Annotated in this window: 13 protein-coding genes and 1 riboswitch; of the genes, 4 read left to right on the forward strand and 9 right to left on the reverse strand. The window is 41.1% G+C overall.

Going from position 1 to position 17,694, the window contains the following annotated elements:
* The first annotated feature begins 3 nt into the window (after window positions 1-3).
* Entirely contained in the window at window positions 4-1,050 is a 1,047-nt protein-coding gene (locus tag HUX68_RS08540) for an aldose epimerase family protein (RefSeq protein ID WP_174614429.1), read from the forward strand.
* Window positions 1,051-1,123: 73 nt separating this feature from the next.
* Here HUX68_RS08540 and ltaS read toward each other — a convergent pair whose 3' ends face one another.
* Window positions 1,124-3,079: a lipoteichoic acid synthase gene (gene ltaS / locus HUX68_RS08545; protein WP_425509510.1), complete on the reverse strand. Its 1,956-nt coding sequence runs from the start codon at window positions 3,077-3,079 to the stop codon at window positions 1,124-1,126.
* A 220-nt stretch (window positions 3,080-3,299) separates the two neighbouring features.
* Between ltaS and HUX68_RS08550 the strand changes: the two genes are divergently transcribed.
* Window positions 3,300-4,256: an N-acetylmuramoyl-L-alanine amidase family protein gene (locus HUX68_RS08550; RefSeq protein ID WP_174614430.1), complete on the forward strand. Its 957-nt coding sequence runs from the start codon at window positions 3,300-3,302 to the stop codon at window positions 4,254-4,256.
* 202 nt (window positions 4,257-4,458) lie between these two features.
* Here HUX68_RS08550 and HUX68_RS08555 read toward each other — a convergent pair whose 3' ends face one another.
* Window positions 4,459-7,008 (reverse strand): glycoside hydrolase family 84 protein, encoded by a 2,550-nt coding sequence (locus tag HUX68_RS08555; RefSeq protein ID WP_174614431.1) that lies wholly within the window; start codon window positions 7,006-7,008, stop codon window positions 4,459-4,461.
* Window positions 7,009-7,448: 440 nt separating this feature from the next.
* Window positions 7,449-7,554: riboswitch (SAM riboswitch) on the forward strand.
* A 157-nt stretch (window positions 7,555-7,711) separates the two neighbouring features.
* Here HUX68_RS08555 and HUX68_RS08560 point away from each other — a divergent pair.
* On the forward strand, window positions 7,712-8,158 hold the full coding sequence (locus HUX68_RS08560) for an OsmC family protein (protein WP_174614432.1): 447 nt from the start codon (window positions 7,712-7,714) through the stop codon (window positions 8,156-8,158).
* A 100-nt stretch (window positions 8,159-8,258) separates the two neighbouring features.
* Complete coding sequence (locus tag HUX68_RS08565; RefSeq protein WP_217424792.1) at window positions 8,259-8,798, forward strand: TraR/DksA family transcriptional regulator; 540 nt, start codon at window positions 8,259-8,261, stop codon at window positions 8,796-8,798.
* A 71-nt stretch (window positions 8,799-8,869) separates the two neighbouring features.
* Here the strand turns inward: HUX68_RS08565 and HUX68_RS08570 are convergent, their stop codons facing one another.
* The 7 genes from HUX68_RS08570 to HUX68_RS08600 all read right to left on the reverse strand — a co-directional run bounded on the left by HUX68_RS08570 (window position 8,870) and on the right by HUX68_RS08600 (window position 17,522).
* Entirely contained in the window at window positions 8,870-10,252 is a 1,383-nt protein-coding gene (locus HUX68_RS08570) for an SLC13 family permease (protein WP_174614433.1), read from the reverse strand.
* 18 nt (window positions 10,253-10,270) lie between these two features.
* Window positions 10,271-11,764, reverse strand: a complete 1,494-nt coding sequence (locus tag HUX68_RS08575; protein WP_174614434.1) for a tripartite tricarboxylate transporter permease — start codon at window positions 11,762-11,764, stop codon at window positions 10,271-10,273.
* A gap of 15 nt (window positions 11,765-11,779) precedes the next feature.
* Window positions 11,780-12,229: a tripartite tricarboxylate transporter TctB family protein gene (locus tag HUX68_RS08580; protein ID WP_174614435.1), complete on the reverse strand. Its 450-nt coding sequence runs from the start codon at window positions 12,227-12,229 to the stop codon at window positions 11,780-11,782.
* Between the two features lie 70 nt (window positions 12,230-12,299).
* Window positions 12,300-13,283 carry a tripartite tricarboxylate transporter substrate binding protein gene (locus HUX68_RS08585; protein ID WP_174614436.1) on the reverse strand — a complete coding sequence of 328 codons (984 nt, stop codon included), beginning with the start codon at window positions 13,281-13,283 and terminating at the stop codon, window positions 12,300-12,302.
* A gap of 184 nt (window positions 13,284-13,467) precedes the next feature.
* Complete coding sequence (locus tag HUX68_RS08590) at window positions 13,468-14,148, reverse strand: response regulator (protein WP_174614437.1); 681 nt, start codon at window positions 14,146-14,148, stop codon at window positions 13,468-13,470.
* A complete protein-coding gene (locus HUX68_RS08595; RefSeq protein WP_174614438.1) occupies window positions 14,145-15,761 on the reverse strand; it encodes an ATP-binding protein in 1,617 nt (538 codons plus the stop codon). The genes HUX68_RS08590 and HUX68_RS08595 overlap by 4 nt, the downstream gene beginning before the upstream one ends.
* A gap of 186 nt (window positions 15,762-15,947) precedes the next feature.
* Window positions 15,948-17,522, reverse strand: a complete 1,575-nt coding sequence (locus HUX68_RS08600; RefSeq protein ID WP_174614439.1) for a Na+/H+ antiporter NhaC family protein — start codon at window positions 17,520-17,522, stop codon at window positions 15,948-15,950.
* Between the last annotated feature and the right edge of the window lie 172 nt (window positions 17,523-17,694).

Here is a 17,694-nt window from a genome sequence, read left to right on the forward strand (position 1 = left end):
TGAATGAAAATAATCGAGCAACACTTAACAGAGATTGAACCAACGTGGCAGGAATTTACGTTAGTAAATGATAATCAAACCGAAGTGAGTTTTCTTAATTATGGCGGAATCATCACTGAAATTAAAACCCCTGATCAGGATGGAAATGTGGAAAATATCGTTCTCGGGTTTGAAGACTATAGAGATTATACGGCAAATCCGGCCTTTTTCGGCGCCATTATCGGCCGTGTTGCCGGCAGAATCCCAAATGCTTCATTACCGATAAACAATCAGACGTATCAGCTGTCGGCAAACGAAGGGATTAACCATCTGCATGGCGGCCCGAATGGTTTTCATAGCGTGCTGTGGGAAGCGGAATCCTTCAGAACTGATCATAGTGTGGGAGTCACACTTACACATCGAAGTCCTGATAATGACGGAGGGTATCCTGGCACTCTGGATGTTGATGTAACCTATGAATTAGACAACCAGAACCGCTTTACCATAACCTATCATGCTAAAACAGATAAAACGACCCCGCTCGCACTCACCAACCATTCTTATTTCAATTTGAGCGGGAACGGAAAGCATACCGTTGAAAACCACAGCATTACCATGCCAAGCAAACGTTTTGCGGAATTGGACAGCAACTTCATACCGACAGGCAACATCCTCGATGCGGCGGGCACCCCGTTTGATTTTACAAACGGACGACATATAAAAGGTAGCATCGAATCGGATCATCCACAAAATAAAATCGTCGGCAGCGGGTATGATCATTATTTTCTTTTTGTCAATAGGGTTAAACCGGATGTAAAGGTCTGTGAACCGGAAAGCGGTCGTACCCTGACAGTAACAACAGATGAACCCGGAATGGTTATGTACACATCCAATAACCTCGACGAAAATTTGAAACTGAAGAGCGGCACATCCAGAAACTATATGGGACTGTGTCTCGAAACACAAAGACACCCCGCCACATTATCACACAGCAACTTCCCGCCCATTCTGCTCACACCCGAAAAAGAGTATCGATCCAGAACAACCTTTACATTCGATACTGAAGACTAATAGAAAAGTTCGGGTGGTGCCTCACCGAAAAGTTGAAAAGCAGACCCAAAAGAGTCTGCTTTTTCTCTATAACCTATTTCTGTTTGTTTTCCTGCTTAATATACGAATACTCAGATGCATCTACTGGCTCCCACGATTTACTCGGTTCATAAAATCGTAAGAGATCACCGTAGAGAACATTATCAGACAGTTCCAGTTCATGACGAACTTTTTCAGCCATTTCCTTCATTTCCTTTGTCGGTTCTTGAATAGGCTTACCTGTATCATTGTCATAAAACTTACCGTCAGCCATGGTATACTCCGGAGTGACAAAATCACCGTCACGGAACACCACATATTCTTTATGCTGTTTAGAAAACATATCCGTGCCAAACATAATGTACTTGTTGGCCTTTATTCCCATCAAATGCAGCATTGTCGGCATTACATCAATCTGACTGGTATATTCATGAACAGTTCCTTTTCCATCAACACCAGGAATTTTAATCATAAACGGAACACGCTGCAATTGCGTATGCTTGAAGTCGGTAATCTTTTCTCCGGTAATCTGTTTCATGGCTTCTTTATGATTTTCCGAAATACCGTAATGGTCACCGTAAATCATAATAACCGAATCCTTATACAATCCTGCTTCCTTCAGATCCTTGAAAAACTGCTTCAATGCCTCATCCAGATATCTTGCTGTCTGAAAATAACGGTCCACTGATGGATCTCCAGTATTCGCCGGCTTGATGGATGCTTCCTCATCACTTATCTTATACGGATGGTGGTGCGTTAACGTCATCAGGTGAGCATAAAACGGTTCCTTCAGCGACTTGAGCATTGGTATGGATTGTTTAAAGAATGGTTTATCCTTTAAGCCGTAGTTAACAGTATTTTTCTGGTTCATGTCATAATACTTTGCATGAAAATACTTATCTATCCCAAATTGTTTATAAACCTCATCTCGGTTCCAGAAACTCTTGTTGTCGCCGTGAAAAATAGCTGACGTATAATCCTGCCTTTGCCCCAGAATTGCCGGCAGTGCCTGATACGTGTTATTTCCTTTTGTCACAAATGCCGCTCCCTGTGGCAAAGGATATAGCGACGTATCCATGGTTAATTCCGCATCCGCAGTTTTCCCCTGTGCCACCTGATGAAAGAAGTTATCAAAATACGTGAAATTCTTATTTTCATCGTGCACAAGTGAGTTTAAAAATGGTGTTACTTCTTTACCATGAAGCTTGTAGTCTATTAAAAATGACTGAAACGACTCAAGGTGAATTTTAATAATATTTTTTCCCTTTACCGCCCCAAAAAGTTCTTTATTAGGAGCTGCGTATTTATTTGCAGTATAATTTTCAACCACCGTAATATCATTGCTGTCGGCCAGCACACGCTGTCTGGACGATTTTATCGTTTGAATAGTATCATAGATTGCAAAATTGTACGAGCCCAAATACTTTACAATATAGTTGCGGTCGAACGTTCTGGTTAACAATTCCGGACGATCCGTTTCAGCCAAACCGAGATTGACAGCGAATGCCATAACACCTGCGGCAAGAACAAGTACAGGTTTCCGCAATTTCATACGGCTGTCTGACCAGTTTTTTCTGTTTCGTACATATAGGGTAATTAACACAATGATATCCACTGCATAAAACAGGTCATGCCAGGCAACCAGATTAACAATACTTCCGCCCAGACTGCCAAAGTTATCCGTCTGGGTAAGGGTTGGCAATGTTATATAATCTGTTGCCGACCGGTAATACACGACATTGGCATATAACAAGAAACTCATCAGGAAATCGATGATAATAATCCAGATCCCCGCACGTTTCCCCTTTGCAAATAACGCGATACCAAGAAAGATTAGTGCTGAACTGAGTGGATTAAAGAACAACAGAAATTGCTGCATAGCATTTTGGATATCAAGATTAAATTCATAAATGTATGTCAAATAGGATTTTATCCAAAGCAGACCTACTGCAATAAAGAAGAATCCCCATTTTGATATTGATTTATTCTGATTCATCATTTTATTCATCATTACAATCAAACCTTCTTCAAATTATCAAATTATCTATTCATTGAAACACAAATTTCCATAACAAGCAAGTATAGAAATCATAGAAATATAGTCGAATTATCCCATAACTTTTTCCGACAAAATCCGCGCAGTGACAGGACTTGTCGAAGGGATAACTGTATAAACTCTTTCTTTTCTGGACACTCTTGTAAAATAGCAATCTATTACAGGAGTGAGTTTTATGTTAGGAAAACAATTATTAACGATAATAATAGGAAGTATAGTGACTCTGTTTATTTTCATCCCTGTCACACATGCTGACAATGGAGAAACATACTCAGTTCAAACAGAAGTGCTCGAGGTAAAAAATGCCCCAGCTCAAGGAGCAGAAGTGATCGGACACCTTGTCAGAGGTGACCAAGTGACAATTTTCCAGGAAAAATACGGCTGGGTGCAAACCTATTATAATGGTAAGGAGGCGTGGGTAGCATCACAGTATCTGATTCCAATGATAAAAGATTCCAAGAAGCAGGACTCATCTGCTTACTCAAAATCCGAACAGGATAAATCAACCACTATAAAGGAAGAAACCAAACAATTCACACCTGAACAGGTGCTGACAACCGCCCTGTCAATCAATGCTCACGGTCCATTAAGTGGACACCACATTGTCATTGATCCCGGGCACGGCGGAAAAGATCCGGGTGCAATCGGCATAAGCCATTCCAAGGAGAAACAGCTTACACTGGCAACAGCGAAGACAGTGGCAGATAAACTTAAGGATAAAGGTGCAACCATAACCATAACGAGAAAAAACGACACGTATCTATCATTAAAAAAACGGGTGCAAATCAGTGCCTCCCATGAAGCTGATGCATTTATAAGCATTCATTACAATGCATTTCAAAAATCTGCAGTGGGAGGAGTCAGCACATATTACAAAGCAGGTGAAAACAGCAGTGATCTGGCCAAGTCCATTCAAGGATCGTTAATGAACACGATTAATCTGAATAACCGCGGGGCAAAACAAGCAGATTACTTCGTCCTTCGGGAAAACAGCAATGCCGCAGTTTTAGTCGAACTTGGATTCATCACAAATCCAAATGAAATTAAAGCAATCAAAACAGACGAATACCGGGAAAAAGTCGCGAGAGGTATTTATAGTGGCCTGAAAGAATATTTTAGAGCCAAAGATTAATAGACCCCCTGCAAAAGAGGGCCTGTATACACCAAATCAATCAAACCAAATCTGAGTATAAAAACTATGGTATTCGCGACAGCTTATAGCGAATGCCGAAGTTTTTTATAAGATCTGTCATAACTTAAATAGTTGCCAGCCTATTAAGCTGGCAACTATTTAAAACATATTCGACAATACCAAATGATAATAGAAATTCGATCTACTCCACTATCAAAACGATGCCATCTTTAATTTGGATCCGGGTGCCAATTTGTGCATTGTCTCTGAGCCAATCGTTGGCGTGTATACTTAGCACATATCCATTATCAGGGATTACGGAATTATTTCCACCTCTTTTTACGACACTCCCATCGACAATGGTGACTTCATATCCCCACTGATTAGTCCCGGTGCGCTCACCTTGTTCAGGCGTATATTTTATTAACTCACCTGCGCCACGGAAGGTATTTACGCCATTCAATTCCCTGTAATTAACAACACTTAATTCCCACATACTTTTCATTAGAAACGGTTTCATGATTGGCTGACCTATCTTCTGTGGCATCTCATTAGCCTGTATCATTAAATCCCGCAGTTGATCATGATATTCCTCAGCCCTTTCCCTATTATCTTCTGCTTTTGCCATTAAATATTGAACAGCAACTTCACCAGCCTCACCATATACATTGAGATTCTGTAAGTACGGCTCAATGGCCTTCAGGAAATCATCGTTTTCCAATTGTTTCCGCAAATTTTCAGGAATCTGATTCATTGCTTCAAATTCAGCAATTAATTTTTCTGCAGCCTGATCTGCATTATTCGACTGATAGGCTTTCCAAAATTCTTCAATCGATGGTTTTAGCGTGAATTCCAAAGGAGCCAGTTTTAACACACTTTCCACGAGAAATGGTCGCAACACCCCTACGCCAATTTGTTGAGGGATTTCTTCCGCGCGACTAAAAGCATCAAGCAGTTTTTGTTTATATTCACTAGCTTTATCATCATTCCCGGCTTTTTCTGCCATCAGATATTGAACGGCGTATTCCCCAGCCTCGCCATAAAGACTAAGCTTCTTTAAATATGGATGGATTTCCTCTAAGAAACTTTCATTTCCCATTTTTCTCCGTAAATCATCAGGCAACTGCTGCAGTTTTTCAAATTCTGCTAGCAATTCTTTCTTAGCATGCTCAGCATTGTTTGATTGATAAGCTTCCCAAAACTGCTTAATTAATGGCTCTATTGTCAAAGATTCTCTATCGTTGATTGGAGAGGAATACGAATTCTCAGCGAACGTTTTCAATAACTCCGCTGCATCCCCGCCAAATGATTGAATGCTGCGTTCCCACGAATCTCTTGGATCGTAGTCACCTGGATTCCAACTATAATCAGCAATCGTGAACAACGGAATTTTTGATGCCTCTGCCTCATTCATCGGGTTGGCGGTTAATCCAATCATGCCATGCTCAGTCAGATCGGGATCCCTATTTACCAGCGGACCCAGGAATAAACGATTACGATTATAATCATTCACTGGATAGTTATCCCATAATAGTAAATCATGCTTAAAAATGTTCGAAACCGTTTCTGTGCCTTCCGATGTTATTTTCTCAGAAACTACTTTAGGGCCTGTCCACATTACGATAATGTCGTCATTCAGCAACTCTGCAAACCTTTCGCGATAAGCGGTAGTACCATTACCAGCGTAATCTGTCGGAACAGTAATCAGTCGCTCCGCACCATCGTGTTGCTGTAAAAATTCTTCACTGAACCGATTTAAAAGATACGCATGTGCTGCAGCAACCGGGGTGGGATCATCCCCAAATTTGTTTATATCCTGCTCGCAATGCAAGCTTTTACTTATGTCATCCAGAAAGATTGCGTAGGAACGAACACCAAGATCCCACATCGCCTGCATCTTGTTCTTTAACGAATTGAAATCCTCGTCCCCTGAATAGCAAACCGTATTCCCCGGTGAAAGTGAGAAAGTGAACTGAACATGATTATTTCTGGCTTTATTAATCAACTCCTCCAATTTTTTTAATTCGTCCTTAGGGTATGGTTCGCGCCATTTTTCCCGATGATACGGATCATCTTTTGGTGCATAAATGTACGTATTGAGCTTATTCTCACCATAAAATTCAATTTGGCTTAGTCTGTCTTCATGTGTCCATGGTGGTCCATAAAATCCTTCGATAGACCCGCGAATCGGCATTTTCGGCCAATCGCGAATTTCCACTTCTGGAATCCAGTCCCTGCCTTTTCGATCCTTGATGATTTGCTTAAACGTCTTTGCTGCGTAATAAGTACCCGTTTTGTCTTTACCTGCAAGAACGATTGTCTTGTTATCCACATTTTTTGAAGCAAGTACATAGCCCTCTTCTTTCAATGATTCAGGTCCTTCGACACCAAGCTGATTTAATACAGATGCAGATGACGGATTTTCTCCGGGGCCACCAATCCAAATAGTCACCGGAGTATCTACTTCATCACCAGGTTGCATACGGACAATCCGCTTCACATCCGCCGCCTGCAGTGTATCAACGACTTCATTGACTGCATGGCTGTCGGTGTCATCACCAACTACAATTCCGACAACAGGCGTTAATGGAAAACCTTCACCAATTACCTTAACTTCCTGCGGCTTTGGATTAATTTTCAAATCCCCTTTCTCCGCCGCTGAAACCTGATTCATACCATTGACAAGAAATGCACATAACAGTAGAGCGAAAGAGGTAAACAACACGCTTTTCCAGTAACTTATTCTCTTCATCTTTCTCCTCCCTCAAAATTTTTTACTTCACTATCAACCATTAGAAACTGTCCACGTAATATTATTCTTTATGAAGCCAAAAAAATATGGTGATTGGAACAAAAGTCTCTAGTTATCACCATGTTAAATCATGCTGTAAAATGTGTATCATATTGAATCATCTAGCCATATAAACTCGGAAATTGAGCACCTTCTTGTCAGTTTCTGCCATGCCTGTCTTAAAAATATCAAATATATCAAAAAATTCCCATAGTTAATCAGAAGCAATTTAAAAGCAGAGCAATAACGTACTTTGACCCATTTTGGAAAAATTTAAGCAAAAAGAACCGCCTATTTTACAAGATTCGACAAAAACCGAAGTAATCATTTTCAAAATCCACTCTTGACTTCCCGGAAAAAGTAACGTAATATATATAACAATTTCATAAAGATTCATGAAATTCTTATCAAGAGAGGTGGAGGGAATTGGCCCTTCGAAGCCTCGGCAGCGGATCCATCGGGATACTGTGCCAAATCCAAAAGACAGATTTGTCTTAAAGATAAGAAGAGGAATCCATATAAACTTTCGCACCTCTTCTTATTCTTATAGAAGGAGGTGTTTTTTTAATTTCAAATATTGAGAAGTTACGGTCGCAGGAGTATTTAATTAAACCCGGGTATAACGATTAGTTTACCCAAAACAAAATCCAAGGAGGAATTTTTAATGGCTAACGTAACGTTTAAATCAGAAGTAGCATGGAGCGGTAGCGGGGTACTTTCTACTGCAGATGTACAGGGAAAGAAATTTGATATTGATGAACCAGTTGCATTGGGAGGAAATGACGCAGCACCGAACCCGGTGGAATATTTGCTTGGAGCACTTGGAGGGTGCATTAATGTACTCGTCACAACATTTGCGGAGCAATTCTCCGTTGATGTAAAGGACGTTAATGTACACATTGAGGGTGACTTGGATCCTGATGGTTTTCAAGGGAAAAATCCCAACGTGCGGCCCGGCTATCAGGAAATACGCTATCAAATTAGCATTGATTCCCCTTCCCCGAATGAAAATGTAAAGGCATTAATTGAACACGTGGAAAAGGTTTGTCCGGTAAAAGATACATTACAGGGGACCACGTTAAAAAACATAGATTATATAAGTGCTACTTAAATAAACTTTTTTAATTGGACCCGGCACCACTTTTAAAGATAAATCACTCAAGTTTAAACTCCTTCAATTTAAGGAAAAGCAAACTGAAGGAGTTGATTCTGTGACACTGACTGATAAGCAGTTAAATGAGTTGAAAGCAGATCTTTTAAATATGAAAAGAAACCTTGAAGCACAGGAAACTGCAGAACGGTCAATCGACAATGATCCAGATGAGTTGAATGTAGCTGATAACCACCTCGCTGATTCCGCAAGCGAGTTTGTTGATCGTCAACAGCAGATGGCTGAAAATAATTTACAGGAAGAACGCCTGACTGAGGTGAATGAAGCACTTCAACGAATCGATGAAGGAACATACGGAATATGTTTAGACACAGGAAAGGAAATTCCATTTGAACGTCTAAAAGCAGTACCCTATACAAAACGTACCGTTGAGGCCGAAGAAACGCACCAAAAACACAGTAACCAGGCCGTGGCTAGCTCTGACAGTCACACCAGCAAGCTGTTAAAACCAAACGGCGAAATGGAAGATTCGAGAAACCGCACCTTGGAACGGCTTGAAGAGGAACACAATACGGTTGAAAAAGCTGATGATAAATCAAGATTTAACGAAGAGCCAAACGATCAAACAAAATGGGAATAACGGGAACAGAGACGGCCGTATGGGTTTCCATACGGCCGAAAAAAGTGCCATATAGTTTGAGAACATTGCTCTTACATAATTAATTGCCAATAAAACTCAGCCGAAATCAGAACAATAGCAATCCATAAAACACCTGCAACTCCACCAACCCGCAGGATATCCTTTTTGTTAAACGCACCATATGTATAGTAAATCATATTAACCGGTGACTGTGTAACCAGGAAAAATCCAGGTACGCCGGCAAGAAAAACAACCATGGCAATCAGTACCGGTGAGATGGTGCCCAACTGTTTGCCGATTTCAAGACCAAGCGGAATCATTATTGTCATGAAACCGAGCACACTTACAAAAAGCGTACGCAACAGCATTGTACCAACAATAACCAGCCCTAAAATAACAATGGTCGCGTTGGATGGAATAATCTCGACAAATCCGTTTGCAATAATGTTTAATGAACCTGTTTCTATCAATAGATGAGAAAGAATAAGTGTCGATCCGAAAAACAGAAACATGCCCCAGTCAATTTCCTTCTGCGCTTTACTCCAATCCCAGATACCAATCACCGGGAGCAATGTTAGAACGGCGCCGAACATCCCGACCATTGAAATCGAATAACCGTGCACCGGCTGGATAATCCACAACACAACTGTCACACTGATTATAATGATCATTTTAATCTCGGAGGCTTGCATTTTACCCAGCCTGACAATCTCCATATGAATGAAACGAATCACATCATTTTTCCGGATCTTCTCCGGTGGATACAATTTAAGAAGCGTAATCCATAAAATAACGATGAATAGCATGATTGGCGGTATAAACAGCAGCATCCACGTAAGATAATTCAATTCTATACTGCCATTCCGATTAAACATACTGAATGCGTACAACGTGGAATTTGCACCAGTAATAACAGCTGCACCACTAAGGGTGACAACAAAACAGCCGCCAATAAACAGCGTTTTTGCAATATTATCTGCTTTGCCAAATTCCTTCAAGCTGCCTGAGATTTTATCAATAACAGATACAATCAGATTGCCTCTTCCGATATTTGTTGGGACAAGGACAGACAGCATCAGAATCAGAAACATCAATAATAACAGGAGCAGCCTCCCGCTCCCCCTCGAAAACCGCAGCACATACAATGACATCCGATAGGCAAGCCCGGATTCCAGAAAAGCGCCGGCAATCAGAAAGGTTGAGAACAGTAGCCAGACAACATCAGATCCCAGGAACGAAAGCGTTTCCTCAAATGAAAAAAAGTGGAGTGATATCATCAGCATTAAGATAAGTGCTGTAACCGGGGAAGGGAGTGCTCCCCCAATCCACAGTATTTGCGCGATAACCAGCACTCCAAATGTCTGCACGATAACATTCCACTCGAACAGCAGCGGAGAAACAACGATGACATAAATTGCCACTGCCAGAATAACAAGAATATTTGATTTGGACATAAACGATCTCCGCCTTGATTAAGATTGTGCCTGTTTCTTCTTTTTAATTAGATTCATAATTAATGGATATGCCAGTGATAACACTGTTAAGATGACCAGTGTTATGGCGATAGGCGATCCGAAGAATATCCCGATGCCTCCGTCAGATGCGACTAGGCTTTTCCGAAAATTCTGCTCCATGCCGGCCCCGACAATTAATGCTAAAATCAGTGGTGCCATTGGAAAATCAAGTATTTTCATAAACAATCCAATTACACCGAAAATCAGTAAGATATAAAAGTCAATAATATTGTAACTTAACGTATACGTACCAATGAAAGCCAGTACCAAAATAACGGGATACAATACTTTTGGCGGAATATCCAATATCTTCACAAACATACCGACCATCATAATATTGATGATAAATAAAAAGATATTTCCCAAAAACATACTATCAATCAAACCCCAGACCAGCTCAGGATCGTTTTGAAACAATAGCGGACCTGGCTGAACACCGAGCATAATGATGACACCAAGCATCACAGCTGTTGTACCGGACCCGGGAATCCCCATGGTCAAAAGCGGAACCATAGCCCCAATAGATGCCGAGTTGTTTGCCGCTTCCGGTGCCGCAACACCTTCAATTGCCCCTTTTCCAAATTTTTCAGGATTTTTGGAAAGCTGTTTTTCGGTTGAATAACCAAGCATCGATGCCAGCGTTCCACCTGATCCCGGCAGTATCCCAACCAGAAAACCAAGCGGCGCACTGCGGAAAATCGGCCCTCTTGACCGCTTCCATTCCTCTTTTGAAATCCAAATCTTATCATACTTATTCTTTTTATCCTTTGGTTTATAGATTCCAATCATATTATACAGAACTTCCCCAACTGCATAAACACCGATGATGATAACCAGAAAATCTATCCCTCCGCTTAGCTGCGGAATATCAAACGTAAACCGGTACACTCCGGTCTGTAAATCAACTCCGATGGTACTAAGCATTAATCCAAGTCCCATCGAGATAAACCCCTTTGTCATATTACCCATCGACAATGACACAACCATGGAAAGTGTCATCAGGTATAAGAGGAAGTACTCCGCGGGTCCGAATTTCAATGCAAAATTGGCCAGCGGTTCTGCTAAAAGCATAAATCCTATTACTGCAATAATACCTGCAATCAAAGATCCGATTGCACAGATAGCAATCGCCTGTCCTGCCTTCCCGTTTTTAGCCATGACATTTCCGTCGAACGTTGCCGCAATGGCTGATCCATCCCCTGGCGTATTAAGAAGAATGGAGCTTAAGGAGCCTCCATACATCGCCCCATAATAAATGGTTGCCATCAAAATAATGGCACTGGTTGGATCCATCCCGAATGTAAGCGGGATTAAGACAGCGATTGCAGTAGCTGGACCCAGCCCGGGGAGCATCCCGACGATTGTTCCTAGAAATCCGCCAAAAACGACATACATTATATTCTCAGGCTGAAGCGCGGTTGCAAATCCTTGTAATATTTGATCGATATCCATGTTCTTCCCTCCAGACTACGGCAAACTTACGTTTAATAATTCACTGAACACATACCATGCTGCATATGTGAAAATAACCGTAACGATGATGTTAGATTTCCATTTTTTGATACCGTTGATAACAAACAACAATGCACCCAAAAATAATAATGTGGAATATAAAAATCCGATGACATTAAATAGCAGTGTATAAAAAATGGATAAAACCAATGTAGCTGCGATAATTATCAGTGTTCGCCTCTCAAACAGTGCGGGAATGTCGGAGGTTTCCGTTTCTCCTTTCCGCCACACGTTAAACAAATAGATAACGCTCGATACAGTAATCAAAACACTGATCATAATCGGAAAATAAGATGGGGCATTCGGGTTCCCAAGCTTTGCTTCCGGAAGATTAATCGACAATACAAAATAAACGACTCCTACTGCTATAAAAAACAGTGGCATTATATACTTTGCAAATACCATCTGATAATGCTCCTTCCTTTGAAACATATAAATGGATCGCTGCCGACCCATTTATATGCTTCATTTCCAATTATTCAGTCAAACCGGCACTCTTAAGCAATTCAGAGTACTTTTTAACTTCTTCTTTCAAATATTTCTTTGTTTCCTCACTGTTTTTATAAAACGACTCCCATTGATTATTTTCGAGTACTTTTTTCCACTCGTCTGTTTTGACCATCTTACTGAGCTTTTTATCCCAGTACGCAATTGCTTCCTCAGACATATCAGGTGGCCCCATAATTCCTCTCCAGTGCGGGAACACCATGTCAATGCCCTGTTCCTTATAGGTCGGAACATCTTTGAGACTATCCAGACGTTTTTCAGAAGTTACAGCAAGAATTTTGGCCTTTCCGGCTTTATGCTGCTGTGCAACCTCAGATACTGACATAACTGCTGCATCCACATGACCGCCTACAAGTGCGGAAATCTGATCACCGCCACTTCCATAAATCATGAATTCAATTTTGGAAACATCCACCCCGGATTCGAGAGACGCCTGAACAAATGATAAATGGGCATCGTTTCCTAAACCAGGTGCGACTGCAACTTTTGCAGATTTAGGTTTCTTCTTCAGCTGATTAAATAACTCTTTTGCGCTGTCAAATTTGGAATCTGCCGGAACAGCTAGAGCAATCCACTCTGTTGTCAGAATTGCAAGCGGGGTGAATTCCTTATATGTCAATTCACTGTGGCCTAACAAATTGTTCGTAATAACCAGACTTGAATTAATGGAAGTTGTATGGCCGTCTTTAGTTTTCAGATATTTCCAGCCAACTTCCCCATTTCCACCGGGCTTGTTAACAACACTGATTGGCTTCTTAATAAGCTCCTTTTCCGACAAGACCTTTTTCATTGATCTGGCTGTTGTATCCCAGCCACCACCTGGTGTTGCAGGAGCAACCATTTCCATGTTTTTCGTTGGAAATTCTTTTCCACCTTCCGCTCCGGAACCAGAGGAACAGGCTGTAACAAACATAAGCATTAATACTGTCAAAATAAAAACAAATTTCTTCAAAATTTTCCCCTCCTGAATATTTTTATTAATTGTATAATTCTGTTTGTATTCTAAAACATTTTTTCAAACCTGTAACCGTTTTCAAAATAATAAAAATTAACTGCATAAAAGATGTTTTGTTCATTTTGTTCACGAATTGGCAACTACCTTCTTATTTGAAAAACCATCCCCTGAATGAGGATGGTTACTCTTCTGAATAGTATTTTCTTTCCGGTCTGCCCACGACACCGTAATTAAGTTCCGCTCTTGCCTTGCCAACTGAGATTAAATACTCCAAATAGCGTCGTGCAGTCGTTCGGGATGCCCCCATTTTTTTGCCGATTTCTTCAGCAGTTGTTCCCTCAGTAAAAGTTTTCAGCATTTCTTTGACCTTATCCAATGTAAGCTTGTCAATTCCTTTTGGTAAGAAAGATTCCTGACTTTGCTTTATTGCCGTTTTTTTGCCAAGCAGATCATCAACCACCGACTGGTCAACTTCACTGTAGCTTTCAAGCATTTCTCTATGTTGCTTATAATGTTCGATTACTTCGGTGAACTTATCCAGGGTTACCGGTTTGATCAGGTAATTATAAATTCCGTTTCGGATTGACTGCTCAAGTAAAGTCATTTCCGTTGCCGCCGTTATCATAATGACATCAACATAGGGGAATTTTTTCCGAATTTCAGGCAGAAGATCGGTCCCAAGTTCATCAGGCATGTACACATCAAGCAACAGTAAATCAACTGGTTTATTTTGCAGTAATTCAATTGTCTCCTCTGCATTCAGGGCTTTTCCGACTAGCTTCACTCCATCTATTTTTGTAAGAAAACCCTCGTGTACGGTAGCAACGCGGAAATCATCTTCAGCAATTGCTGCGTTTATCATTGATCACCCTCCCTTACTTTCGGAATGTATACCGTAAATATTGTTCCGCCACCTTCCCGCTGATTAATTTCTATAGTGGCATTAATTGATTGTGCAGTACGCTTAACATTTGCAAGGCCAAACCCCCGTTTATTTCCTTTCTTCTTGGAATATCCGGTATCAAAGACTTTGCCAAGTTGATTTTCGGGAATCCCAATGCCGTTATCACTTATTTCAAAAATTATATCATTACCCATATCGAGTGCAAAAAACGATACGTGCATCCCTTCAGTCCGCTGTTTCGCTTCCACAGCCTCAAAAGCATTGTCAATAATATTTCCAACAATAATAACCAGCTGCGAAATCTTAATATGTTCCGGCAGCATTTGAAGACTGCTGTCAGGCTCAACGGTAAAATCAATTTTCTTTTCGGAAGCTTTACTGATTTTCCCCAGCAAAATTGCCTGTATTTTTGTATCACGTATCTGCTCAAATACAATCTTATTTTGAACAGTATTCACTTCGGATTCAGCCTGAATCATATCAATCGCTTCATTATATTTACCAAGTTGAAGCATACCGGATATGACATAAAGTTTGTTACTGAATTCATGAGTCTGCGCGCGGAGTTCCTCTGAATATTTTCTTACCTCCGAAAGCGTATTGATCATTCCCTGAAGCTCGGTTTTATCCCGAAAGCTGGATACGACGCCAACAATTTTATTCTTATTAAACGCAGGAATCCGGTTAACAATCAGAACCCTGTCAGCTGTGGTCATTTCCTGATCAATATCAGCTTTACCCGTTTTTAACACCTGCAGCATTCCAGTGTTTGGCAGAAACTTATCGACCGGCTGATGAATTGCTTCATCTGTTAAATGCAGCAGTTCTTTTGCCGTTCTATTCAACGTTGTTATGTTTCCTTTCCCATCAATAGCCAGCACGCCCTCGCGGATTGATTGCAATGTAGCATTTCGTTCCCGGTACAAAGAGGCAATCTCAGAAGGTTCCAGTCCCAGCGTTTCTTTTTTTATATTTTTAGCCAACAAAACGCCTCCACCGATCCCGATTGTCATAACAACCAGTGCAAAAAAACTTGTTTTTACGACATTGGCTTGTACAGTCGAATGGATCTTACTTTTCAGGTACCCTACTGTTACAATTCCCACTATCTTACTGTAATCTCCAAAATCCTTATAGATCGGGGCCGTCCCCCGTATCACCTCACCAATACGCCCATCCGCTTCTGAATTATAGTATCCGCCGAACACAACAGCCATGTAACTGTCATTCCCCAGCTTATTCTCCCCCACTATTGCAGGCTCAGGATGTGAATATATAACACCTTTTTTATTGGTAATAATCACTGACGCCGCATCCGATTGCTCACGAACCTGTTCAGCAATCAGCTGCAGCTGTTCCCCCGGTTTGCCGGAAGTCATAGCATTCCTTACAGCAGGCATAAATGAAACAGTCTTTGCAGTTTGTAATGCCATCCGTTTCATTTGGTTTTCCGTTGAATTTGCTTCAATAAACGCAAAAATGCCCGTCAGCAATATAATCAGAAAAGAGATTAACGTTATAATTAATACCAGTATTTTCGTTTGTAGTGAAACTTTGAAAACTTCGCGCATTTTATCCCCTCTAGATGAGGATATCATATAATAGGTTGAAAACGTCACTGTTTTTTTAAAACAAAGACTTCTTTATACTACAATCGAAGCTACGCACAAAAAAGTGGCACCTCCAGCAAAAAAATATGCGGAAGATGCCACTTTTCCCTTTTCAGATACGATTTATATGGTAGAAAGGAAAACCTCTTAGAAGTTGCTTGGTGTGCTGTGAGGATCTGTTGCCTCATCCGGTATCGGTTTTCCCCAGAGCTTATTGCCAAGAAATGCGAGTGATACAAGGATTACTACACCTGCTATCAGGCCTGCCCACCATGACCCTGTTATACCTGCTACAATGAATGAGAGTAGCCCGCTTATACCTGCTGTGATAGCAAACGGTATTTGTGTATTGACATGGTCTATATGGTCACTGGCTGAACCGGCTGAGGACAGAATGGTCGTATCCGAAATCGGTGAACAGTGATCCCCAAAGATTCCGCCGCTGAATACTGCCGCAATTATCATCGCCATCGAAATATCCATCGATGCAGCGAGTGGAATCGCGATTGGCATCAAAATTGCGAATGTACCGTAAGAAGTCCCAGTCGTAAATGCAATTAACGCACCAATCAAAAAGATAAAAACAGGAATAAAAACCGGTGAAACATTCGCATTCGTCAATCCTTCGACAACAAAGGAAGCGGTACCAATCTTGTCGGTGATACTTCCGATTGACCAGGCCAAAGCCAAAATAATATATACAATCGTCATGCTCTTGAACCCTTTCACAATCATATCCATCGATTCTTTGAAACTGAACAATTTTTGCTGCATCCCCCTTGCCAGTGCAACAATAGTAGCTGTAAACGCAGCAATTAGAATGGACATGCCACCTTTGGATTCGCTGATTGCCGTCATAAAGTCATTTTCCGGATAGCCGCCGGTCCATAAGAATAACGGCGGAATCATCCCTACAAGCACCACCAGCGGTACAACCATATTCCGCATTTTTGGTGTATAACCTTCCGCAATTTTTGCATCTTCCAGTGCATCATCAGATGGTGGTTGTGCACCATCCCGAATAACCTTCCCGGTCGTCCTGGCCCGATATTCGGCTTCAGCCATAGGTCCGAAATCCCATTTTTTAAATGCTATGATACCAACCATCAGAATGGCCAAAATCGCATAATAATTAAATGGTATCGTCGTCAAATAGGTAACATACTCCGACTCTGAGATTCCCAGCTTGGAAAATTCCACCCCAATCAGTCCCATTACAAAAACGACCCAAGTCGATACAGGACCTAACAGACACATCGGTGCGGAGGTTGAATCAACAACATACGCCAGTTTCTCACGCGACACACGCATTTTATCCGTAACCGAGCGCATGACACTTCCAACTGTCAGCGCATTAAAATAATCCTCGAAAAAAATGATAATACCAAACAGCATTGTTGACCCCTGCGCACCTCTGTCGGTTTTAACCTTTTTGGAAATGGCATGGGCAATGGCATGCGCACCACCTGTTTTTTGCAGCGCCATAATCAACACGCCAAAAATTCCACAGTATGCCAATACCGTCATCGCCCATGGGTCTCCAAGACTCGGAATAATGAATTCATTAAAACTCGCATAAATCCCCATGAGCGGGTTCCAGCCATGCATCATGGTTGCCCCAAGCCATACACCCGCAAATAATGCAGGAATAACATTGCGGGTTACAATTGCCAGTACAATTGCTAGCAGCGGCGGTAACAGTGATAGAATACCAAACTCCATCCAAAACACCCCTCTCCTATTTTATGACTATGTAATTCTAAAGTCATAATTAAAACAATATTCACTATATTATATTCGACAAGAGAGGCAGTATGTCCTTCTTATATTAAAAATTTATCAACACCTTTATTTGCCAATGCTGACACCAAACTGACGGTTTTTTAAAATAAAA

The sequence above is a fragment of the Virgibacillus ihumii genome (genome assembly GCF_902726655.1).
Lineage (GTDB): Bacteria > Bacillota > Bacilli > Bacillales > Amphibacillaceae > Lentibacillus > Lentibacillus ihumii.

Bases quoted from the DNA above. Each gene is read 5' to 3' on its own strand.
- HUX68_RS08540 (WP_174614429.1), top strand. From the start codon at position 4: ATGAAAATAATCGAGCAACACTTAACAGAGATTGAACCAACGTGGCAG.
- ltaS (WP_425509510.1), bottom strand. From the start codon at position 3,079: ATGATGAATAAAATGATGAATCAGAATAAATCAATATCAAAATGGGGA.
- HUX68_RS08550 (WP_174614430.1), top strand. From the start codon at position 3,300: ATGTTAGGAAAACAATTATTAACGATAATAATAGGAAGTATAGTGACT.
- HUX68_RS08555 (WP_174614431.1), bottom strand. From the start codon at position 7,008: ATGAAGAGAATAAGTTACTGGAAAAGCGTGTTGTTTACCTCTTTCGCT.
- HUX68_RS08560 (WP_174614432.1), top strand. From the start codon at position 7,712: ATGGCTAACGTAACGTTTAAATCAGAAGTAGCATGGAGCGGTAGCGGG.
- HUX68_RS08570 (WP_174614433.1), bottom strand. From the start codon at position 10,252: ATGTCCAAATCAAATATTCTTGTTATTCTGGCAGTGGCAATTTATGTC.
- HUX68_RS08575 (WP_174614434.1), bottom strand. From the start codon at position 11,764: ATGGATATCGATCAAATATTACAAGGATTTGCAACCGCGCTTCAGCCT.
- HUX68_RS08580 (WP_174614435.1), bottom strand. From the start codon at position 12,229: ATGGTATTTGCAAAGTATATAATGCCACTGTTTTTTATAGCAGTAGGA.
- HUX68_RS08590 (WP_174614437.1), bottom strand. From the start codon at position 14,148: ATGATAAACGCAGCAATTGCTGAAGATGATTTCCGCGTTGCTACCGTA.
- HUX68_RS08595 (WP_174614438.1), bottom strand. From the start codon at position 15,761: ATGCGCGAAGTTTTCAAAGTTTCACTACAAACGAAAATACTGGTATTA.
- HUX68_RS08600 (WP_174614439.1), bottom strand. From the start codon at position 17,522: ATGGAGTTTGGTATTCTATCACTGTTACCGCCGCTGCTAGCAATTGTA.